Here is a 23,069-nt window from a genome sequence, read left to right as displayed (position 1 = left end):
TTCTGCTATTAGTTAATCGTTAGGCTTTTGTTGACTTCGAGGTAAGCGACGTAACAGCAATGAGTTAGTGACTACGCTAACAGAACTAAAAGCCATCATGGCACCAGCAGCAGCCGGATTGAGGACTACCCCAAAGTTGGGTAACAAAATACCCGCCGCTAAGGGAATTCCCAAAATGTTGTAAGCAAGTGCCCAAAATAAATTTTGGCGGATTTTGTTGAAAGTGGCACGGGAAAGTTGAATCGATGCCACAATATCCATGACGGCATCGCGCATTAAAATAATTTGAGCACTTTCGATCGCAACATCTGTTCCGGCGTGCATGGCAATACCCACATCTGCTTGAGCTAAAGCTGGTGCATCATTAATCCCATCACCAATCATAGCTACTCGATGACCTTGACTTTGGAGAGCAGCCACAGTCTGCGCTTTGCCATCTGGTTGCACTTGCGCTAAAATATCTACCGCGTCAATTCCCAATTTTTCGGCAACTACTAAAGCTGCTTTTTGCCGATCTCCTGTCAGCATCATAACTCGCAATCCTAGCTGTCTCAAAGCCTCCACTGCTTTAGCCGCATCAGGTCTCACCGAGTCGGTAAAAGCAATTAACCCGAACAAACAATTACCAGCTGCCACATAAACGATAGTTTTTCCCGCATTTCCTAGAATGCTGGCTTTTTCAGTCAGACTCGGATCGATCGTTACACCATGCTGTTGCAGCCAGGTTTCTGTTCCGACTAACACTAACTGCTGTTCTACTCTTGCTGATACACCTTGTCCAGGTTCAGTATAAAAGTCTTCCGCAGCGGGAATGAATAAACCAGCTTGAGTAGCAGCTTGGTTAATGGCGGAACCTAAAGGATGGCGGCTACCACTTTCGGCGGCTGCGGCGAGTTGGAGGAGGGAAAATTTAGCTAAAGGCGAGTTTGATTCTAAATCTTGGCTGGGAATACAGTCGGTAAGGGTAGGATAACCACTGGTGAGGGTGCCTGTTTTGTCGAAAACTACCGTATCTAATGCAGATACTCGTTCTAAAACATCTCCTCCTTTAATCAGTAATCCCTGTTCTGCACCGATGCCAGTACCGACTAAAATGGCGGTTGGGGTGGCTAGTCCCAAGGAACAGGGACAAGCGACGACTAAAACTGCGATCGCTAATTTTAAACTCAACAGTAATGGTGATAACTGATGTGTTAAATGATGTGTACCATGACTCATGGCTCCATTAACTAAAACATCAGGCCAAATCCGAGTTCCGGCAAAGTACCAAAATAAAAAGGTCAGTGTAGCTATGGTGATTACGCCGTAGGTGAAGTACCCGGCTACGGTATCGGCTAATCTTTGTACTGGTGCTTTGCGAATTTGGGCAGTTTCAACTAAGCTAACTATTTGCGCTAAGGTGGTATCCTTACCTGTACGGGTGGCTCGAATGGCGATCGCTCCACTTTGATTCAAAGTCCCCGCAGCGACAGCATCTCCTTTTTTCTTACTCACAGGTATGGCTTCTCCGGTAAGCATTGACTCGTTTACCGTTGTTTTTCCTTCTACCACTTCGCCATCGACAGGAATCTTTTCTCCTGGCAATACCTGTAAAAATTCTCCCACACGCACCTGATCGGCGGGAATTTCCACGCTATTTTGCCCGAATGCTGCCACACTAGGATCGGCAATTAAACGTGCCATCCGAGGTTGTAGGGAAACTAAGGCTTCAAAGGCAGAGGCAGCTTTGACTCTAGCTTGTTGTTCTAGGGTTCTTCCCAACAAGATAAAGCCTAACAGCATTACTGGTTCATCAAAAAAGCATTCCCAACCTAGTTGGGGAAACAGTAGCGCGATCGTACTCGCAGTATAAGCGGTAAAAGCCCCCAAACCCACTAAAGTATTCATGTTGGGGGAATTATGCCGCAGTCCGCGCCACCCATCTACTAAAATAGAACGACCCGGCCCTAATAAGGTAGCGGTAGCTAGTCCCCAGTGAAACCAAAATGAAGTGAGAATTGTCGAATGTTCGCCTGGAATTAGGGAATGTCGGGTAAAATGACCAATCCCTGAGAGAAATATCAAAATTGCTGCTATTATCAGTTGCCGAATTGAAGATTTTATTGCCTGACGGTGGCGTTCGGCTGGAGTAACATAATTACTACTGGTTAGCTGATTTTCCGAAGTTCTCGGTTGACTGGGGAAACCTGCATCTGTCAACTTAGCGGCTAAAGTGTATGGTTCAACTTTACCGGATTTTACCTCGCAAACTGCCACCTCGGTAATCAGGTTGACACAGGCAGAAATTACGTCTGGATGTTGTGTCAGCTGATTTTCTACAGCTTTGACGCATCCAGCACATTTCATCCCTGTCACATCCAGGGTAATTGTTTCTGATTTCGAGTCAGAGTTGGCGATCGCTAATTCGCTCTTCACTTGCATAGACTTTATAATTTACTGTGACACCTACGCGCTTCAATAGTTTACCTATTTTGAGGTTAGGCGAAAGGCAGACTAATTGGTTGTAAATCAACAACTTTTTTAATCTACCAAGATGTTGATATGTTTGCTTTTTTACATACCCCCACCTAAAATAAACAAACTAATCAGAGTACCGCTATTCCAAAGACTGTGGAGAAAAATTGGTGCCAAGAGATTGCGCGATCGACTATACACTACACCTAATACAATGCCTAAAATTGTTAATGGCAGAACTTCGGAAAGGCTCAGATGCGCGATCGCAAACAGTAAACTACTAGCAATAATTGCGCCCCAAACTGGTAAATAACGAGTTAAAGAAGGCAACAAAAATCCTCGAAATAGGATCTCTTCAAATATCGGGGCTGCGATCGCCGCAGTGACAAAAAATATTGCCAAAGCTACCAAATCTTTTGCTTCCAATGCTAAAGATAACAGGGGATTACTGCCTCCTTGTCCCTGCCAAATTCTTTGGTTAATTAAGGAAATTAAAATCACCAAAGGCAAAGCTGCCAAATAGCCACCAAATCCCCAAAGTAACCACTTATCTAACAGTTTAAACCGAAACCATCCTTCAGGTAAAGGTAAGAAAGGTTTGATGGATACATACAAAACCAACAAAGCAGCAGCAGCTACTAGGAGATAATTAACAAAAACTAAAAGAGCCTTAGACCGTAAATCAAAATTTGCGGTGTCAAAATTTAACAGTTTTACGGTTATTGGTAACACCAGAATAGACACCAAAATTTGCATCAGAAAAAAGCCAGCGACAAACACCTGTAAAATAATTTCCCCATCCCAAGGTGTTGACCAAGTTAAATCTCCATTTTGCGCCAATAGAGAATCTTTACCTTTAATTGCTCTTTGAATTAGCAAGAAAAGTAACAATCCTACGCCTATTAACAACCCTAGTGTCGGTACAGCGCCCACAATTGCCAATTTTAAAACAGCTTGTTCAGCCATTTCTTGTTCAGCCGCTACTAATTCAGCTAAAGCCTCTTCTCTTTGTTGTAAATAGTACAACTTGGATAAAGCTCGATCGCGAAACCAGCCATCTAAAGATTTTTTGATTGTCGCTTCAGAATTAGGTAAAATCTGCGGTGGATTACTCCACAAACCCAGCAAAACCTCAGTAATTTTCAAAGATTGAGAATTAGAATTTTTCGCTTCTAATCTTTGAATTACTGATTGCCAAGTCTCAACAGCAGTTTTCCTTTCTCCTTGTTTAGCTTGTAAAATTCCCAACCGTAAATCTGCTTGATTGATGAAATCTTCTAATTGGGTAATCGTTGTTTCTAGTTGTTCTGTTTTAGCTGGTAAAACTTCCGCTTGTGCCTTAGCTTTTGCTAAATTAGTCTCTGCTTGTTCTCGCGCTTCTTGATATTGCTTTTGAGCATTTTTCAAAGGTTCTGTACCAATTAAAGCATCTTGCAAAGATTTACTATTTGCTTCCTCTCCTGGTTCTCCTTGCCATTCGGTTGCGTGCAACAGTAAATTAGTTTGGTAGAGTTCCAAACGGCTTTGAATTTGTGGCTGTTGCCAACTCCCTAACAAAGATGGGCCAATGAAAAACACAACTAAAAAAACCGTTAGCAACCCTAAAATTAACCTTTTGAGCGTCATTTAATTCTCCGCAATTTACCTTTACCATTAAAGCTTATTTGTTGTACATTATCTGCAATTATATCGATTACCCATTTTCTCAACTACGATAATTTGCCCAGTACATTTTAGCAATTAAAATATGTTGTTATTGGGTACTTTTATCGCCTTAATCACTAATTTTGGAAATTTGGAAGGGCGATACGCGCTACGCGCAAACTTCGGGAACGCACAAACAACAGCATCGAAATGTCCAACCATAAGGTAAAATCATCTTGGCACAATTATGCTCTGCCGCTCCCTCACCGAAAACCTTTGTGGAGGATAAAACTCTGTCAACTCGCGTTATCCTTGTCCGTCACGGGCAAAGCAGCTACAACAAAGAACAAAGAATCCAAGGTCGCTTAGATGCGTCTATTCTAACGGAAGAAGGCCGTGCTACTGCCGTTCAAGTTGCTAGCGCCCTCAAAGGACTAAAATTTGCTGCAATTTATAGTAGTCCTTTACAACGTGCAAAAGAAACAGCATTAACTATTTTTTCCTGTTTAGAAACCTTAGATCTAACTTCAGTAGAAGTCAAAGAGAATCTGATGGAAATTCACCTACCTCTTTGGCAAGGAATGTTAAAGGAAGAGGTAAAGGAAAAGTTTCCCGAAGATTATAAATGTTGGAAGCATCGCCCTCATGAATTGCGAATGCTAGTACCAACAGAAACAGGTGAAACAGAAGAATATTTCCCGGTACTAGCCTTATTTGACCAAGCCAAGTTATTTTGGCAAGAAATATTACCGCGCCATCAAGGACAAACAATTATGATTGTGGCGCACAATGGGATTAATCGCTCTTTAATTTGTACAGCAACAGGTATTCCCCCAGCTTCCTATCATTCAATTCAACAGTCGAATTGTGGTGTTAGCGTTTTGAATTTCCCTGATAATTTCTCCTTTGATGCAACAGAAGGAAATAGCAAAGGAGTTCAACAGGTACAAATAGAATCCATGAATGTGATTAGTCATTTAGGAGAAAGTTTACCTAAACCGCGACCTAATCACAAAGGCCCTCGGTTATTATTAGTCAGACATGGGGAAACTGATTGGAATCGTCAGAAAAAATTCCAAGGTCAAATTGATGTTCCTTTGAACGATAATGGTAGAGAACAATCAAAAGCAGCCGCAGAATTTCTGAAAAATATAGAAATTAATTTGGCTATTACTAGCCCAATGTTGCGTCCAAAAGAAACAGCCGAAATTATCTTGAAATATCACCCAAAAGTAGAGTTAGAATTACTTCCTGATTTACAAGAAATTAGTCACGGACTTTGGGAAGGTAAGTACGAAAGCGAGATTGAAGAAGGTTATCCTGGTTTGTTGAAACAATGGCAGAATGCGCCGGAAACTGTGCAAATGCCAGAAGGAGAGAATTTACAACAAGTGTGGGATAGAGCGATCGTAGCTTGGCAATCTATAGTAGTAAAATACAGCCAACAACCAAAAACAATTTTAGTTGTTGCTCATGATGCGATTAATAAAGCCATTCTCGCCCATTTATTCAACTTAGGCCCAGAAAATTTCTGGAACTTTAAACAAGGCAATGGTGCTGTCACCGTCATCGATTATCCTGATGGTATAAACGCTTTACCAGTCCTGCAATCAATGAATATCACCTCTCACTTAGGTGGTGGTGTTTTAGATAAAACCGCAGCTGGCGCATTGTAGAGAAGGCAGAAGGCAGAAGTAACGAAAGGGAAAAAGGCTAAAGGATATTAGTCATTTATCATTAGACTTCTTGCAAAAATAGACAATCTCTGTATTTATCTGTGTTCATCTGTGTTTATCTGTGGATATCTGTGGTTAAAAAAACCTAGATTTCTGAACTTTTGCAAGAAGTCTAATAATAAATGACAAATAACTAATGACAAATGAATGAATTACTCCAACAAGTAAGAATACTAGACCCAGTTTCCGGGACAGATAAAACAGCTGATGTTTTAATTATCGATGGTTACATTAAAGCTGTCGAAAATCAGATTTATGAGTTTCCGTCTGATATCCAAATGCGGAATTGTCATGATTTAATTTTAGGCCCAGGTTTAGTAGACCTTTACAGTCATTCCGGCGAACCTGGATTTGAAGAACGGGAAACTTTAGAATCATTACAAAAAGCTGCTATTTCTGGAGGTTTTACTCGCCTCGCCATTCTCCCTAATACCTCGCCCCCAATAGATAACCCCGCCGCTGTCGCAAAACTGCAAAAAAATTCTCCCCGACTTATTCCTTGGGGCGCAATAACTCAAGGTGTTCAAGGTCAACAAATGACGGAAATGGCAGAATTAGCAGATGCGGGAGTGGTAGGTTTTGCGGATGGCAAACCTATTGTCAATTTGGCTTTGCTGCGAAGAGTTTTGGAATATCTTCAGCCTTTAGGTAAACCGATCGCACTATGGGCATCTTACCCCGAATTAGTAGGCAATGGCGTAATGCGAGAAGGTGCTGATTCCATTCGTTTTGGACTATCGGGAAACCCTGCGATCGGAGAAACTTCCGCCCTCGCTGCTTTGCTGGAAGTTGTCGCCGCTGTGGGTACCCCTGTCCACATTATGCGGGTTTCTACTGCTCGTAGTGTACAACTGATTGAGGATGCTCGATCGCGCGGTTTGCCCATTACCGCCAGTACAACTTGGATGCACTTATTATTAGATACAGAAGCGATCGCAAGTTACCACCCATCATTAAGATTAGAACCGCCTTTAGGTACGCCAAATGACCGTTTAGCCTTGCGACGGGGAATCAAGCAGGGGATAATTGATGCGATCGCGATCGATCACACTCCCTACACTTATGAAGAAAAAACCGTCGCTTTTTCAGAAGCGCCTCCCGGTGCAATTGGTTTAGAATTAGCTTTACCCTTACTCTGGCAAAACTTAGTAGCAACTGGCGAATTTTCCCCTTTAGAACTGTGGCGACTTTTGAGCACTCGCCCAGCAGAATGTTTACAGCAAACTCCCCCTACAATTAACCCAGGTTCCCCCGCTGAATTAACTCTTTTTTCACCCCAAGAAACCTGGCAAGTAAACATTAATAATCTTTGTTCCCTCTCTGCAAATACCCCTTGGTTAGGCAAAGAATTAACCGGAAGAATTGTACAAACTTGGTGTTAATTTTGAAGGCAGAAGGCAGGGGAAAGTTTTGAGTTTTGAGTTTTGAGTTTTGAATTAGGGAGACAATGTTAAGTTAATAAACTTCTCCTTGTCCCCTTGTCCCCTTGTCTCCTTGTCCCCTTGTTCCTCTGCCTTACTTCGTCGTTGGGTAGAGAGGTTCTTGATCGATCGCCCCGACATGATTTAAAGGCCAAAAACGCACTGAAGCTTTACCAATAATCCGATCTCTTGGCACTAAACCCCAGCAACGACCATCATAACTATTCCTCCGGTTATCACCCAAAACCAAATAAGAATTAGGAGGTACAACTACTGGTTTTGCCAAAAAAGGTGGTTCTCCCATAGGACAAACATCTGTACTTGTTGGTTGTCCATTGGTGTATTTTTCTTGTAAAACCTTACCATTAATGTATACTTTGCCATTTTTTAGTTCTACCTTTTCACCAGGTAAACCGATTACTCGTTTAATAAACGCATCATGAAAATTTTGCTTTTCTAGGGCTTGAGTCGGGTTGAAAACAACAATATCACCACGCTGAGGATTGCTAAAATTATAACTTAGCTTATCAACAATTAAGCGATCGTTAATTTGTAGAGTTTCTAACATTGAGCCCGAAGGAATATAACGGGCTTCAGCAACAACAGTACGAATCCCAATAGCTAAAATACCACTTAGTAAAATGGTCTTTAATACCTCTAACCAGGCATTGTCATATTTTTGTTGCAGATTTTTTTCAGGATTTTGATTCTGAATTTCAGGCATAGATATTTAATCAATTAAACGAACAGGGAGAAATAGTTTTAGCTCAATTGAGCTTTAGTCAGATATACTCTCAGAGTATACTGCTCTGCAAAGTTTTACCTTCTACATCTACTTTAATTTAATTCTTGCCATGTCTTCTGCTACTAACCTATTAATTCGACAAGCCAGAATACTTTTACCTACTGGCGAGTTTCTGGTGGGAGATGTAACAATCTCAGATGGACAAATTGCCCAGGTTGCATCGGATCTTAGCACCAATATAGATGAAACTACCGTTAAGATCATCGACGCGGCTGGTTTGACTTTGTTGCCAGGGGTGATCGACCCGCAAGTACACTTCCGCGAACCAGGACTAGAATACAAAGAAGATTTATTTACGGCTAGCTGTGCTTGTGCTAAAGGTGGGGTAACTTCGTTTCTGGAAATGCCCAACACTCGCCCTTTAACCACGACTCAGGCAACGTTAGATGATAAACTGCAACGCGCCGCCAAGAAATGCTTAGTCAATTATGGCTTTTTCATTGGGGCGACAGCCGAGAATTTACCAGATTTGTTAACCGCTAACCCGACTCCAGGGATTAAAATTTTTATGGGGTCAATGCACGGTCAGTTATTAGTAGACGCAGAAACCGCTTTAGAAGCTATTTTTGCTCACGGCAAACGATTAATTGCGGTTCATGCGGAAGACCAGGCTAGAATCAACCAAAGAAAACAAGAGTTTGCTGGTATAACTGATCCTGCTATCCATTCTCAAATTCAAGATAACCAAGCGGCGCTGTTAGCGACTCAGTTGGCTTTAAAACTTTCTAAAAAGTACCAAAGACGGTTACATATTCTGCATCTTTCCACTGGGGATGAAGCCCAATTGTTGCGTGAAGATAAACCGAGTTGGGTAACAGCGGAAGTTACCCCACAACATTTAGTCCTTAATACAGAAGCTTATCAGAAAATTGGCACTTTGGCGCAGATGAATCCACCTTTACGATCGCCAAAAGACAACGAAATTCTCTGGCAAGCTTTACTCGATGGTGTGATTGATTTTATCGCTACAGATCATGCGCCTCACACTTTAGAAGAAAAGGCCAAAGGCTACCCAAATACGCCATCAGGGATGCCTGGGGTAGAAACTTCCTTGCCAGTAATGTTAACTCAAGCGATGCAGGGAAAATGTACAATCGCCCAAGTTGCTAACTGGATGTCTACGGCGGTTGCTAAAGCTTATAAGATTCCTAATAAAGGTGCGATCGCTCCTGGTTACGATGCCGATTTAGTGTTGGTAGACTTAGATAATTACCGCCCTGTTTTGCGCGAAGAATTACAAACAAAATGCGGTTGGAGTCCCTTTGAAGGTTGGCAATTAACTGGATGGCCTGTTATAACTATTGTCGGAGGAAATGTAGTTTATGAAAGAGGAAAGCTATTTACAGAAATCAGGGGTAAAGTCTTAAGATTTGATGCTTAGTTAGCTCAAATCTAACCTTAACTCTCCCATAGACATCAGTTTAGCCAAACGTTGCTCGTTAGAAGTATAAAGCAATTGAATTTGCAGGTAATTGTCCGGCATATAAGTCAGTTTTTCCGCCCATTCAATTGCCACAATTCCTAAAGTAAACTCGACTCCTTCCCAATAGTTTTCCAAATTTAATGCTTCTACTTCTTTGGGTGACAAACGATATAAATCAAAATGGTACAGAGGCAAACGTCCTTCGTGATACTCATTAATTAAAGTAAAAGTAGGACTAACTATGGGATCGGAAATTCCTAAACCTGCACCGATGCCTTGCACTAAAGTAGTTTTGCCAGCACCTAAATCACCTGACAATAGAATTACCGTACCAGCAGGTAGATTGCGCCCTAATTTAATTCCTAGCCGATCAGTTTCTTGGGCATTTGCTAGCAAAACTTCCTGTAATTTAAAGGTCATAACTTATGCAATCCCATGATTGATTCTGATTGAGCACGGCTGTACCAACGGAGTAAAACCCTAGCTAGTCGTGCTGAATCATGGCGAATTAAACCAGTTTTTTCATCTTCATACATAATGTTAGATAAAACAATCCGCCGACCTAATAAATTGACAGCTTCTCTATCTAAGTAAACTGGGTGAGAATCCTCTTGGGCATAGCGAATTAAAGCTTTTGCTGAAGGAACTTTGCGCTGGACTAATACAGCATTAAATAGTCGTTTACCACAAGCTTTATCGATCGCTTTAATATGATCGGCAACAGTGTAACCTTGAGTTTCTCCTGGCTGAGTCATCATATTACAAACATAGATGCGGGGAACTTTTCGTTGCGCGATCGCGTCCGCAATTTCTGGTACTAATAAATTAGGAATAATGCTGGTATAAAGACTGCCAGGGCCAATAATAATATAATCAGCTTCTTTGATTGCCTGGACAGCTTTAGGTAAAGCTGGAGGATTTGCAGGAATACAGCCAATTTTGACTATTTTACCCATTGCTTCGGTAATATGAGACTCGCCCTCCACACGCCGTCCATCTTCTAACTCTGCCCACAAACAAACATCAGAAAGTGTAGCAGGTAAAACTCTACCTCGTACTGCTAATACTTTAGAACTCGCTGCGATCGCACGCTCCAAATCTCCCGTAACTTCACTCATCGCCGTGAGGAACAAATTACCAAAACTATGCCCCACCAAACCATCCCCAGCACTGAAACGATAGCGAAACAGTTCCGTTAACAACTTCTCCTCATCTGCCAAAGCAGTTAAGCAGTTGCGAATATCGCCAGGGGGTAAAACCCCGATTTCGCGCCGTAAACGTCCCGAAGAACCGCCATCATCAGCTACCGTGACAATGGCAGTAATATTTGCGCTGTAAGCCTTTAAACCTCGTAACAAAGTTGAAAGTCCCGTACCACCACCAATCGCCACAATTTTTGGCCCACGATTGAGCTTCCGGTGGGTAAGCAACACATCAATTAGTTCTTCATCTCCACTCGGCTTCAGGACTTCCGTAATCGAATTTAAACTGCGAGTATGTCCCCAAAAAATCAACAACAAACCGCCAGCAATCACCAATGGCCCACTAATATAATTAGGAACGATCGTGGTAATCTTCTCTAAAACATCGTTAACTAGCTGAATCAAACGGTTAATAGGAGTCAGCTTTACCCAAATCGCCAAACCCAAAGTTGTTAGTAAAACACCGCCAACACTAATTAATAACCAGCGTTTCACCAACAAACCCGGAGCCAACCATTTAAACCACCTGTTAAATTGCCTGTTAAACCGCTCAGGTGTACGACTGCGGGATTCATTCGACAGGAAAAGCAGTGCTTGTTTGAATAAACCGATTGACATGACTGATTCAGAAATAAGGAATTAGGAAAGGTATGTCAGAGGAGTGTATAGTAAAAATCTTTCACTCTGAAATAGAAATATTTCGGGTCTCCAATATATTTGTCTAGGTACTTGTACCAGAAAAGTCACCTATTAAGCAACTGTCAACCCCTATACAATTTCGGCAGGTTGCCACCCTATTCAACAATTTCCTTAGTTATATCTCGGAAGATACAGGATTTAGCATATAGTATTTCATGATTTTACTAATTATCATATAAAATTTTTGTTGATTTATTTAAAACTAGGATAAAATTTTGTATGCAGCAGAGAATTTTAGGATTAGATCCGGGATTAGCCGTAGTAGGATTTGGGGTAATTGTTTGTGAAAAAATGCTGCAAATACCTGTAAAATTAGTAGATTTTGGGGTAATTAAAACTTCGGCTAAGGCTCCGATTGGCGAAAGACTCTGCACAATTTATGAAGATTTGAATACAATTATTGAACAGTTAGAACCAGATTTAGTAGCGATCGAAAAATTATTTTTTTATCGCATGGCAAATACGATCGCAGTTGCCCAAGCCAGAGGTGTACTAACTTTAGTATTAGCGCAACATAAATTACCCATAGTTGAATTCACTCCCGCACAAGTTAAACAAGCATTAACCGGAATGGGAAATGCAGATAAATTTGATGTCCAACAAGCAGTAGCTAGGGAATTGAATTTAGATTATATTCCTAAACCCGATGATGCTGCCGATGGACTAGCTTTAGCCATTACTGCTTGGTTTAACGGAGATTAACAGGGAAAGGTAGAAAGCAGAAGACAAAAGTTAAAAATTCTCAACAGTCCCCTTGTCCCAAAAGTCCCCTTGTTAGTCTTAAGCAAAGACTTTGCACCTGATAGACAACGGGCGCGACAGGACTCGAACCTGTGACTCGCAGCTTAGAAGGCTGCTACTCTATCCAGCTGAGTTACGCGCCCAAGTATACGCTTGCTTATATTATCAAAAATTCTTGGTATTTGTCTGGTCGAACCGAAAATTTAACTAAAATTCGGAGCAGCTTAGCAGGGTAAACAGAGTTATTGGGCATAATAAGCAACAGATAGTCAAAATCATCTAGACTGTCATCACAAAGCAAGTAAGAATTAAAGATCCGAGAACTAGAGGCAAGGATACTTGCACTTCTTCTGGTTTTGAGGGGGAAAGGCGCAAGAATCTATCTATCTATGGCACCAAAAAGTGTTAGATAGGATAGTGTGTAAGTTGCGATCGCCAGCAGTAGCCGCACCTGTAACACCAGCATTCTGCATTTAAAGCTAGTCTCTGGGAGGTTAAGGTTCTCACTTGCTGCACCCCCGGTTCTGACAGGAGTCAATTGCCAGTGTCATGTTTATTTTGAAACGGCAGGATGTTGAAATAACTAGCATTCAGCACCCCAAACGGGATCAGCCAATTCCGATTCTGAATTACCAAGGGCAAACCTTTCGCCTCATTAGCGTCTTTAGAGCCAATCAAGAGGAAGAAGCTAAAGCCTTTTGGCGAGATCTAACAGATAACCGAGGCAAAGCCTGTGTGTTATTGGAAGAAACGGAAAGATTCAGTGTTTGGGGCAAAATTCGCCTAGATCAACTAGGCACAGATGGTGCTGGTGATGCTAAAACGACGACCCTTACTCAAGCTTGTCTTTTGCTGCTCCAAGCGGTAAGTATAGACATTGAGGATATTTTAGGTAACAAGCAAGCAGGATTATTTGAAAAGAATCTCATTGAGGTTTTTCAGCAGTGGCGCTTTCCCCAGACTGATTCAGCAGCAGCAGTAAATCACTTGCTGTCAATCGATCCGTTGAGTACTAACCAACTCCCCGCTTGGGAAGAACATCATTTAATTACCCTCTTGCGAGAATTGCATCGTCTTGGTAAAGAATGTTTTGGGAATACTAGTTTTGTTAGCCGTGCTATCGATGCCCTAGAGGACTTGCAACCTCCTGAGCGCAGTCTGTTTGTCAGTTGGCTGAATCAAACTCCGGTTGTCGGTAATTTGTGGCAATAGCTGATGAAATGCGCCATCAAAGTTACTATGGCTTATGTGGGCATTAATCAATGTGCTGTTTAGTAGTAATCTGTTGAGTGCAATACTCTCAAAGTTGATTCAGGTTGTGCTTTCCATCTCCCAGCTATTTTGTGAACCGCTATGAGCAACATTTCGGATAAATCGTCTAGTCCTAAACCCCTGTTTTCAGTGAAAACGATCGTCATCGCTGGCATTGTTTGGGCTGTTCTGGCGCTGTTGTTCTTTTTACTGTTTAGTATTACACCACCAGGGGAGGAGCGTCCGAAATGGTATTTAATCGGCACTTATATTTTTGAACAGGTGGCTTACTTATTTGCAGCCATACTCTGCTTTAGAAACTGGCGCAGTCCTCAAATTGTCAGCGGTCGTCAAGTCTGGCTGGGAATTGGTTTGGGGATGCTGTTCTATTTTTTGGGCAACTTTTTATTTGGTTTTTGGGAATTAGTTTGGAAACTTGAGCCTGATGTTTCTTTAGGAGATTTGTTTTTCATCGGTACTTATATTGCTCTGGCTTGGGGCATGATTCAGGCAGTAATATCTCGCAGGTTGAACTTGGAGAAATGGCAATGGGCAATTGTAGTGGGGATCGCAGCTATTGGTATAGCCTTAGCTTATTGGGTGACTACCTTGGGAGGCTCAGCTGCTCAAGCTGCTATCTTACCTTCTAGCAATAACGTCGCTTTGGTTGCTCAAGCTTCTCCTTCGCCCGCAGTTGCACCACCCGCTGCCAAACCCCCAGCTGCCAAAACCCCAGAGGTTAAACCAACTGCCACACCTGCCACAGTCACGCCAGCTGCATCACCAAAACCAGTTGCTAAGCCTACTGTGACACCAGCAGCTACAGAAGCAACTACATCAGTACCACCTTGGATTGTCGCGATCGATGAACAACTTAAACCTTTCGCTACGCCAGTAGGTCTATTTTATGTAGTGGCAGATGTTCTCTTATTAATCATCGCCACAATGCTACTATTAGCTTTCTGGGGAGGACGTTTTTCTCAGTCTTGGCGGATGATTGCGGCAGCAGCTTTATGTCTGTACATTGCAGATATGTGGTTTAAATGGGCAGAAAAACAGCCAGATTATCAAAGTGGTTCTCTGCCAGAGGTTTTTTGGGTGTTCAGTGGAGTGTTGTTTGCAATTGGCGCTGCCTTAGAGTATGACACATCGACATCAAGCCGTTCTCGGCGTTCTGGGGCGCGTAAAAGGGGTTAGGGAAGTAAAGTATAATGGCTAAAAAATTAACTGAAAAAGATAAGTCGGAAATTCTTAAACTGTATTACAACCCGGAGGAGACAACTTCTACTCTGGCTGTGCGGTATGGTGTTAGTCACTCTACAATTAGTCGGTTGCTGAAAAGCACTTTGTTGCCTGATGAATATGAAGTTTTGATTCAGCAAAAGCGATCGTCTCGCGGACAAAATGTTGCTGATGTCGCTGAACCGGAAATAATAGAAGAACCAGAACCAGAAAAACCCAAACCATTGGTATCTCAACCAAAAAAGGTTGTTAAAGAAAAAGAACCAGAAGTCTTCCCAGAATTAGAGGTAAGTTCTGCCAGACGCTCTAGAAAGCGTTCTTCTGCTGTTGCGTCACCTGTGAATGAAGTAGAAGAATTGACAAAAGAACCTGCTCCTCCACAAGCAAAATTCGAGGAAGATACGCTAGCAGCAGAGACAAATGATGAACTGCTTGATGAAGCATACGATGCTGATGTCAGCACTATTGGGGAAATGTTGGGCGAAGATTTGCTCGATGGCGAAGAAGATTTGGAAGATGAAGATGATGAAGATTTAGACGATGAAGATTTAGATGATGACGATGATGACAATGATGAAGCATTTCTCACTCCAAGAAGAAGAGTGCAGATAGGCACTTTGATTCAGGTTTTACCTCTCTCGGAAGCTTCTTTCCCTAGACCATGTTACTTGGTGGTAGACCGGGCAGCAGAATTAATTACACGACCTTTAAGGGATTTTGGTGATTTGGGTCAAATTCCTAAAGACGAAATTCAACAAAGAACTCTGCCTGTGTTTGATAATCATCGCATCGCTAGACGTTTTTCTAACCGGAATCAACGGGTGATTAAGGTTCCCGATGGTAGAATGCTGCAAAAAGCTAGCCATTATTTGAAAGCGAAGGGAATTACCCGCTTACTAATAGATGGTCAAGTTTATTCTTTGTCGTCAAATTAAACTCAAAACAGAGTTTGTCTGAAATTTAGCTGCTTTGGGTAATTTTGGTTCGCGCTCAAGGCAGCTTTGATTTTAGCATAAGTGTAGAGGACAAAAGGCAAGAAAATAAAAGCATTCTTTTTAGCAATTAATAATATTCGTTACATTTTGGTGATTACTATAAATGAAATTTTGAAAATATTTGTAACACTATTTATTTTTAGGTATAACAAAGCAAAAATTAAAGAGTAAAATTTGTAATTAATAGCAAGTTAAAAATTATATTAGTTTTGTCTTTTTATTTTTGGATAAAGCTAAGTTGTATCTGTGTCAGGCATCTTTAATACTAAAAAAGTAATGCAGTGCGGCAGACATAACCAATCAATTTTAAAAGGCATCTGACTGTACAAGCTTTATTTCATTCACTTGTTCTGCCTTCTTGCTGTAATTTACGGTTTCCCTGTTAAATGCTCTATTAATTGGTGTAATTAGTTATAACTTTTTTTGGTAATCCTGAATTTTAAATCATTTCAATAGCTAAAGAGAAAGGGGCAAAATCATTATGGAAGTTACTACTTTATTAGAGCTTTATGAACAAGGAAAAAGAAATTTTGCTGGAGTGGATTTGAGCGGAACTGATTTGACGAAAGCTAATTTAATAGGGATAAATTTATCGAGGGCAAATTTAAGGGGAGCGAATCTGGCTCATGCTTTGCTGCATAAATCAGATTTGAGTGGTGCTTTGTTAAATTGGGCAAATTTGAAGTTTGCTAAATTGGGTGAAGCGAAGTTAGTTGATGCTGATTTAACTAAAGCTGTATTGAGTGGTGCTTTTTTGGTAAAGTCTAAGCTACCAGGGGCAAAGTTGAGTGGTGCTAATTTGAAGGGTGCTAATTTTCGATCGGTAAATATGTGGGGTGCAAATCTTTGTGGTGCTAATTTGCAAGGAATTAATTTACGAGGCTCGAATCTCAGTGGCGCTAATTTAAATTGGGCGAATTTGGAAGCTGCAAGATTAATTGGGGCGATGCTTTATGGTTCTTCTTTAAGTGGGATTAATTTAAGTAAGGCATTTTTGAATGGTGTAGATTTAAGTGGAGTAGATTTGTCAAGTATTAATTTAAGTGGTGCTAAATTAATCGGGGCAAATTTAGAAGGGGCAAATTTAATTGGTACAGATTTAAGTACAGCAATTTTGCGGAACGCAAATTTAGGGGGAGCAGATTTAACGGGAGCAAATTTAGCTGGAGCTTGTTTAGAAAAAGCGAATTTAAACTGGGCGAGGTTGAATCAAGCTGATTTAAGGGATGCTGATTTATCGGAAGCAACACTGATAGGTGCTGATATTAAAGATACTAGGCCCAAAAATGCGATCGCACCGCAAAAAAAAACTAACTTCTATTTCACTGTACCCAAAACTGCGCTACATTTTGGAGTGGAAGCAGTAACAGTTGTAGGTAATGAATAAGAGTTCCGAAATTCAATATTGTGTAGTTTTAGTGACTGCACCTTCTCAAGCTGAAGCAGAAGAGATAGCCCAAAGTTTAGTAGAGTCTAAACTCGCTGCTTGTGTTAGTTTAGTGCCAATTAAATCAATTTACACTTGGCAAAGTGAGTTGTATAAAGAGGAAGAATGGCAACTTTTAATTAAGACTGAGTTGGCGAAGTTTGAGAGTTTAGCGGCGAAGGTTAAAGATTTACATTCCTACGAAGTTCCCGAAATTATTGCTTTACCTTTGGTTGCGGGATATGCTCCTTATTTGGCTTGGATTTCGGAAAATATCTCTTAGTTTTTTATTAAACTTATATTAGTACCACTGAAAAGGAGTTCTGCCATGAGTTATGCGAAAACTCCGGGAGTGCGTTGGACTACCGCAGATATAGAGCTTTTACCGGAAAATGAGGGTACGCGCTACGAAGTTGTAGATGGAGATTTGTTTATGACGAGAGCGCCTCACTGGAAACATCAACGTACTTGTGGTAAATTTTTTCGAGAACTTGATAGTTGGTCGGAATCAAGTGGTTTAGGAGAAGCAAGTATCACTGCTGGGGTGCTTTTTGGTGAGTCAGATGATGTGATTCCTGATGTAGTTTGGGCGAGTAATGAAAGGTTAGATTTACTATTAGATGAAGCGGGACATTTGACGGGTGCGCCTGAGTTAGTAGTTGAGGTTTTATCTGCGGGTAATGAGAATGTAAGACGAGATAGAGAAGCGAAATTGAAACTTTATTCTACGCGGGGTGTTGAAGAGTATTGGATTGCTGATTGGCGGCTGAAAAAAGTTGAGGTTTATCGCAGAGAAAATGCGCGGTTGGTGTTAGTGGCGACTTTGATGAATGATGATGAATTAACTTCGCCTTTGTTGCCTGTTTTTAGTTGTGTTGTGTCGAAGTTTTTTGTTTAGTACAGGGTAAATATCTTGGTTGAAAGCTTTTATTAAAAAAGTATTTAACACGAGGAATAGAAAATGGGGCGTTATGATAATCTCAATAAAATAGAGCAATTAGATCCAGTTAAGGATCATTCAGAAATTGTCAAAATTATGGTAAGTTATGAGTTCCCTTGGGACTTTCAGCGAAGTTACATTGAATTGGCATTTGTTAGGGCTTTTGCTAGTCCGAGAATGGCTGGTTTAGTAGCAAAGCGGGGTTATGCTCAGGCACACACTCAGAGGCGTTATGATGATACTGCAATTTTGCTATTTGAGATGATTAAGCATGGCTATGATAGTGAACAAGGTCGTGCCTGCATTGAACGAATGAACTATATTCATGGTCATTTTCGGATCAATAATCAAGATTTTATTTATATTACTGCTGCTTTAATTTTAGAACCTATTTATTGGAACGATCGCTTTGGCTGGCGAAGAATGTCAGAAAAAGAACGCTTTGCATGGCTGAACTTTTGGCTAGAGATTGCTAAACGAATGAATATTAAAGATTTGCCTGATTCTTTAGCAGAAATGGCACGTTTTAAGCAGGAATATGAGGATAAATTTGTTTATAATTCTCCTGCCACTAAAGAACTGTATCATTTGTTTGTTGGCTTAATTTCTAGTTGGTTTCCCCTGGTTCCTAGAGGGTTGGTTGAGTTAGTATTTCGTTGTATTTTAGACGATCGATCGCTAAAAGCTTTTGAATTAGAAGCGCCTCCAGTTGCGGTGAAAAAGTTTATCGAATTTTGTTTGCACGCACGCGCTTGGGTGCTGAGTTATTTACCTGCACGCACTAGGTCTGGTTTATTTGTCGATCGACCTTCTCGTTCTTATCCTGCTAATAATTATGATGTGACAAAATTAGGGCCAAGTGATGAGGATTTGAAGAAGAAGATTTCTGTTTGAATTTTAGGGGTGATGGGGGATGGGTGCGATCGGATTTTTCCTAAAACTTCAATTCCACTCCAGCTTGTGGTTTTCGGTAAGTTTTCCTAGCCGTGATATGGGTAAATTTCCACATATCTTCAAGGCTAATAATGGCAAATCCTAAAGCTTCTAAATCAGTGCAGAATTGATTAATATCACCAAATCTGGAAGTTGCTTCGATAATATGCAATTGACCATCGAGTTTAAGTGTACGACGTGCTTCTCTTAGGTAGTCGGTGAAGTTGCAACCCATTAGGGAAAGGGAGAAAATCGCTACATCAAGTTCTTCATCGTTGAGGGGAACGTGAGACATATCGCAGGCAATTACATTATTATTAATAGCGATATGATCGAAGCTGTAAACTGTATGTCTGTCGGAAATTGCTTCGGCAAGTTTGGCTTCACCGCAACCAAAATCACCGATAACATAACCGCTACGTTGTTGACACCAACGAATCATTTCTTCGTAGGGAATAATCGCCCAATCTTTTCGAGATTCTTGATATAATGTGTGATATTGCGCCCATTCTTCGGGATTTTCTTGCAGGCGTTGGTGAGTTTTGGCGCTGTGAGTTTGATTCCAGAGACGGTTCATTTGGGAGAAGTCGCCGTAACGTTGCAATCTTCGCTGCACATCTGTGGGATCGATCTCTGGAATTGGGATAATGATTTTGGGGCGGGTGATGATTTGGAGTTCGCCAGATTCGAGGCGTTCTAGCCAACTTATCACATCTTGGTAGGCTTGGGCGGGGGTGCGTAAATGTCCTTCAGGAACTACGCCGTCAACGGCTGCATCTGCGATCGATTTTTTGAAGCGAAGACGCTGCATTTTAGATTCGCACCATGACCAATGTTGACCGTTAACTGTGGCAAAGGTCAGGGGAATGACCATTTTTACTTTATTGTTGACTTGTCCTTGGCGGTAGATGCGTCCTTTGAGTTGTTCAAATTCGGCATGAGTCCAGGGTAGGACGTTGATAATTAGCTGGTTGCAGACGTGCTGTAAACCATCTACTCCTGTACCAATGGCGCTGGAACCAATGAGTACGTCAATTTCGCCTTTGAGGAATCCTGGTAAACCGGATTTGTCTTCGCCTGTGTAGAATCCGACTCGCCAACCATCTGCTTCTAGGGCATTTTTCAGTAAACTGTCGATTCCTTGGATGTAATGGGTGTAAATCAGGGTTTTTGGTTGGATTTGTTGGCGAATTACGGGTAAACGGGCGTGGGTGAGGATTTTTTCTAGTTCTAGTGGGGTGCCGTTTTTACCAAGGGCGCGAATTTGGTCGATGTAGTCGCCGCAGTCAACAGGGATTTCGATTTGTTCGTATTCCAGGTTATATTCTGGCATCCAGCGAATGCCCAGAGTGACGAGTCGCTGATGCAGTTTCATGCAGTTGGGTATTGTGGGGCGGATGTCGAGTTCGTTGTGGGCGACTCCTGTCACCATTTCGACTAAACTTTTGCCTTCTTGTAGGTTGTTGATGACTGGGGTGGCGGACATTCCGATAATGTGCAAGTTGGGGTTTTGTTCGTTGGCGCTGGCGATGAGGGCACCGATCAGTTCTTTGCGTCGGGACATATCCTCAACTTGACGCTGTTTGGTGTAGTGTATTTCGTCGATTACGATGAAGTCGATTTGTTCGCTTTCGATTAGGGTACGCACCCAGTCGGGGGATTCGGGTTGTTGGAATTTTTCGTAGTTGAGGATGAGGTAGCGGGGAAGATCCCCCCCAACCCCCCTTAGTAAGGGGGGAGTGGTTGGAGTTTTTTCTTGGTTGGGTTGAGTTGTATTAGGGGAAAGATCCCCCCCAGCCCCCCTTACTAAGGGGGGAGTTGTTAGAGTTTTTTCTTGGTTGGGTTGAGTTGTATTAGGGGAAAGATCCCCCCCAGCCCCCCTTACTAAGGGGGGAGTTGTTAGAGTTTTTTCTTGGTTGGGTTGAGTTGTATTAGGGGGAGTGGTTGGAGTTCCCCCCTTGTTAAGGGGGGCTAGGGGGGATCTGTTTTGCCAGTTGGGTGTGAAGGTTTTGGTGGCGATTTGGCTTTCTGGGAATATGTCGAGGATGGCGTTTTTCCAACCTTCGACGACGCTATTGGGACAGCAGATTAGGGTGAGTTGGGCGTTGATGACGCGACTGGCGAGGACTGCGGAGAGGGTTTTGCCTGCACCTGTTCCTGACCAATTTCCGACTCGTTTGTTGTCGCGGACTCGAACGGCTATGAGTCGTTGCATCAGGTTTGGTTCTGCTGGTTTGCCGTTGATTTGGAAGGCGTATCCTGTGGGGATTTGGAGGTTTTTGGCGCGGTGATATTCGTCTAGGAATTCGCTTTTGACTCGTTGGGCGTAGCTGTCGCCTGTGTATGTTTCGGCTTGGGTGATGGCTGTGGTTTCTTCTTGAAAGGTGTGTTTCCAAATTTTGGCTTTTGCAGAGGCGATGAGAAATTCGACGGCTTCTGCATCGGCTGAGGATACGATGTGATGATCTAAGGATTTGAGGACTTGTTTTGTTTGGACGATGGGAAGGTTTAGGTCGTCTTGTTCGTCGGATGGGTCGATTGTTTGGTCAATTTGGTCTTCTGTGGTTGGTTTTTGGGTTTCTGGGTTGTGGTTATTGTTGTTGGTTTCGAGTGCTTCGAGTGTTAGGTTTTTATCTTGGTGGAATTCGTCTGCTAGCGATGGTTCACCTTTGACAAACTTTTCAAGTTCTTCTATTGGAAAGCGTCCAGTAACGAGAGCTTTTACAAAGCCTTTTCCTTTGCCTTGAGTTTGTAGGAGTCCGCTTTGTTGAAAGAGGAGATAAAGTTCAGCAGGTGTAAAAGTGTTGAGATAGTTAATTAATGAAGCTACAAATCCACGTATGGCTCCCACTGTCCACCCATTGTTACACGCAGGACATCCTGCACCGCCGTTAGCTCTGCTGTAAATGCTAGCTTGCCATTCGTGAGTAGGATTGATGGGACATTTCCACCAAGCTTTCTTTTCTGAACCTGGCATAACTAGATCTGGAGTCAATGATCCATTTTTTATAGGATGCCATTGTGCAGCTATTTCAGGATAAAGACTTGCTAAAGAGTTAGTTACTGAAGGCTTTTGTCCAGCACAAAAAGGACACCCCCTACCCTTAACTTTGTTTCCAATCGATGCTTCCCACTCATGATCAGAACTTTTGGGACATATCCACCAAACTTTTTGATGTGAACCTGCTACAACTTGGTGTGGTGTAAGTTCCCCGTTTCGCGTTGGATGCCATTGTGCAGCTATTTCAGGGTAAAGACTTGCTAAGGAGTTAGTAGTTGAAGGTTTTCGACCGCTACAAAAAGGGCATCCTCTACCACTGACTCTATGCCCAATACTAGCTTCCCACTCATGATTCAAGTATTTTGTACACACCCACCACACTTTTTTAGTTGAGCCTGTTGTAACCTGAGATGGTGTGAGTGTCCCGTTTTTTTCTGGATGCCACTGTTTAGCCAATTCTGGGCAAAGAGTGGCTAGTGAGTTGGTGACAGAGACTTTTTGACCAGCGCAAAACGGACAACCTTTTCCTTGTACTCTATTAGCAATAGAAGTTTCCCACTCGTGGTCAATACCAATAGCACATTTCCACCACACTTTATTGTGTGAACCACTCGATACCTGATTGGGTGTGAGAGTTCCATTCTTTGTAGAGTGCCATTGTTTAGCTATTTCAGGATAAAGACTAGTTAGAGAGTTTGAGATTGAGACTTTTCGACTACTACAGAAGGGACATCCCGTTGTTCTTTTGGATGTTCTGCTTGCTGGTGACACCTCCCATTCATGATCGGAACAATTAGGGCATTTCCACCAGACTTTTTGATTGGAATATGCTGTTACCTGATCTGGTGTAAGTGTTCCGTTTCTTGTGGGATGCCATTGCTTAACTATTTCGGGATAAAGACTGGCAAGTGAGTTTACAATCGAAGCTTTATGCCCACTACAAAATGGACATCCATTCCCTCTAACTCTACTATTAATAACAGCTTCCCACTCGTGGCTAGAATTATTAGGACATATCCACCAAGCTTTTTTCTCTGATCCTGCTAGCACCTGACTTGGAGTAAGAGTTCCGTTTTTTTCTTGATGCCATTGAGTAGCTAATTGGGGATGAGTAATTGACAGTGGATCTTTTCTAGAGTTTTGCATTACATAGATT

Annotated in this window: 17 protein-coding genes and 1 tRNA gene; 11 read left to right on the top strand and 7 right to left on the bottom strand. The window is 42.0% G+C overall.

Going from position 1 to position 23,069, the window contains the following annotated elements; translation table 11 throughout:
• Window positions 1–12: 12 nt before the first annotated feature.
• Entirely contained in the window at window positions 13–2,421 is a 2,409-nt protein-coding gene (locus tag IQ264_RS01890) for a heavy metal translocating P-type ATPase (protein WP_193978039.1), read from the bottom strand.
• 132 nt (window positions 2,422–2,553) lie between these two features.
• A complete protein-coding gene (locus IQ264_RS01885) occupies window positions 2,554–4,080 on the bottom strand; it encodes a CPBP family intramembrane glutamic endopeptidase (RefSeq protein ID WP_193978037.1) in 1,527 nt (508 codons plus the stop codon).
• 311 nt (window positions 4,081–4,391) lie between these two features.
• Here IQ264_RS01885 and IQ264_RS01880 point away from each other — a divergent pair, with 311 nt between their 5' ends.
• Both IQ264_RS01880 and IQ264_RS01875 read left to right on the top strand, forming a co-directional pair.
• The gene (locus IQ264_RS01880; protein WP_193978218.1) at window positions 4,392–5,774 is read left to right on the top strand and encodes a histidine phosphatase family protein; all 1,383 of its coding nucleotides are present in this window, start codon (window positions 4,392–4,394) and stop codon (window positions 5,772–5,774) included.
• A 203-nt stretch (window positions 5,775–5,977) separates the two neighbouring features.
• Window positions 5,978–7,216 carry a dihydroorotase gene (locus tag IQ264_RS01875; RefSeq protein ID WP_193978035.1) on the top strand — a complete coding sequence of 413 codons (1,239 nt, stop codon included), beginning with the start codon at window positions 5,978–5,980 and terminating at the stop codon, window positions 7,214–7,216.
• 133 nt (window positions 7,217–7,349) lie between these two features.
• Here IQ264_RS01875 and lepB read toward each other — a convergent pair whose 3' ends face one another.
• Window positions 7,350–7,979 (bottom strand): signal peptidase I, encoded by a 630-nt coding sequence (gene lepB / locus IQ264_RS01870; protein WP_228061212.1) that lies wholly within the window; start codon window positions 7,977–7,979, stop codon window positions 7,350–7,352.
• Window positions 7,980–8,109: 130 nt separating this feature from the next.
• On the opposite strand from lepB, the gene IQ264_RS01865 reads away from it, so the two are divergent.
• Window positions 8,110–9,441 (top strand): dihydroorotase, encoded by a 1,332-nt coding sequence (locus tag IQ264_RS01865; RefSeq protein WP_193978033.1) that lies wholly within the window; start codon window positions 8,110–8,112, stop codon window positions 9,439–9,441.
• On the opposite strand, the gene tsaE is transcribed toward IQ264_RS01865, so the two are convergent.
• Complete coding sequence (gene tsaE, locus IQ264_RS01860) at window positions 9,442–9,903, bottom strand: tRNA (adenosine(37)-N6)-threonylcarbamoyltransferase complex ATPase subunit type 1 TsaE (RefSeq protein ID WP_193978032.1); 462 nt, start codon at window positions 9,901–9,903, stop codon at window positions 9,442–9,444.
• The gene (locus IQ264_RS01855) at window positions 9,900–11,303 is read right to left on the bottom strand and encodes a gluconeogenesis factor YvcK family protein (protein WP_193978030.1); all 1,404 of its coding nucleotides are present in this window, start codon (window positions 11,301–11,303) and stop codon (window positions 9,900–9,902) included. Before IQ264_RS01855 ends, tsaE begins: the two co-directional genes overlap by 4 nt.
• 300 nt (window positions 11,304–11,603) lie before the next feature.
• Between IQ264_RS01855 and ruvC the strand changes: the two genes are divergently transcribed.
• Window positions 11,604–12,086, top strand: a complete 483-nt coding sequence (gene ruvC, locus IQ264_RS01850; protein ID WP_193978028.1) for a crossover junction endodeoxyribonuclease RuvC — start codon at window positions 11,604–11,606, stop codon at window positions 12,084–12,086.
• A gap of 108 nt (window positions 12,087–12,194) precedes the next feature.
• On the opposite strand, the gene IQ264_RS01845 is transcribed toward ruvC, so the two are convergent.
• Window positions 12,195–12,268, bottom strand: a tRNA-Arg gene (locus tag IQ264_RS01845).
• Window positions 12,269–12,674: 406 nt separating this feature from the next.
• Between IQ264_RS01845 and IQ264_RS01840 the strand changes: the two genes are divergently transcribed.
• From IQ264_RS01840 to IQ264_RS01810, 7 genes are all read left to right on the top strand, one after another.
• On the top strand, window positions 12,675–13,337 hold the full coding sequence (locus IQ264_RS01840) for an Npun_F0813 family protein (protein WP_193978026.1): 663 nt from the start codon (window positions 12,675–12,677) through the stop codon (window positions 13,335–13,337).
• A 141-nt stretch (window positions 13,338–13,478) separates the two neighbouring features.
• Window positions 13,479–14,573 carry an SPOR domain-containing protein gene (locus IQ264_RS01835; RefSeq protein WP_193978024.1) on the top strand — a complete coding sequence of 365 codons (1,095 nt, stop codon included), beginning with the start codon at window positions 13,479–13,481 and terminating at the stop codon, window positions 14,571–14,573.
• A 14-nt stretch (window positions 14,574–14,587) separates the two neighbouring features.
• On the top strand, window positions 14,588–15,553 hold the full coding sequence (locus IQ264_RS01830; RefSeq protein WP_193978022.1) for a transposase: 966 nt from the start codon (window positions 14,588–14,590) through the stop codon (window positions 15,551–15,553).
• Between the two features lie 541 nt (window positions 15,554–16,094).
• Window positions 16,095–17,000 (top strand): pentapeptide repeat-containing protein, encoded by a 906-nt coding sequence (locus IQ264_RS01825; protein ID WP_193978020.1) that lies wholly within the window; start codon window positions 16,095–16,097, stop codon window positions 16,998–17,000.
• Complete coding sequence (cutA, locus tag IQ264_RS01820; RefSeq protein WP_193978018.1) at window positions 16,993–17,322, top strand: divalent-cation tolerance protein CutA; 330 nt, start codon at window positions 16,993–16,995, stop codon at window positions 17,320–17,322. Before IQ264_RS01825 ends, cutA begins: the two co-directional genes overlap by 8 nt.
• A 45-nt stretch (window positions 17,323–17,367) precedes the next feature.
• Window positions 17,368–17,937 carry a Uma2 family endonuclease gene (locus IQ264_RS01815; protein WP_193978016.1) on the top strand — a complete coding sequence of 190 codons (570 nt, stop codon included), beginning with the start codon at window positions 17,368–17,370 and terminating at the stop codon, window positions 17,935–17,937.
• Window positions 17,938–18,000: 63 nt separating this feature from the next.
• A complete protein-coding gene (locus tag IQ264_RS01810; protein WP_193978014.1) occupies window positions 18,001–18,873 on the top strand; it encodes an oxygenase MpaB family protein in 873 nt (290 codons plus the stop codon).
• Window positions 18,874–18,913: 40 nt separating this feature from the next.
• On the opposite strand, the gene IQ264_RS01805 is transcribed toward IQ264_RS01810, so the two are convergent.
• Window positions 18,914–23,059, bottom strand: a complete 4,146-nt coding sequence (locus tag IQ264_RS01805) for a zinc-ribbon domain-containing protein (RefSeq protein WP_193978012.1) — start codon at window positions 23,057–23,059, stop codon at window positions 18,914–18,916.
• Window positions 23,060–23,069 lie beyond the last annotated feature (10 nt).

Origin of the sequence: [Phormidium] sp. LEGE 05292, from assembly GCF_015207735.1 — a bacterium.
Taxonomy (GTDB): domain Bacteria; phylum Cyanobacteriota; class Cyanobacteriia; order Cyanobacteriales; family Aerosakkonemataceae; genus Floridanema.
This window is presented reverse-complemented; position numbering and strand designations above follow the sequence as displayed.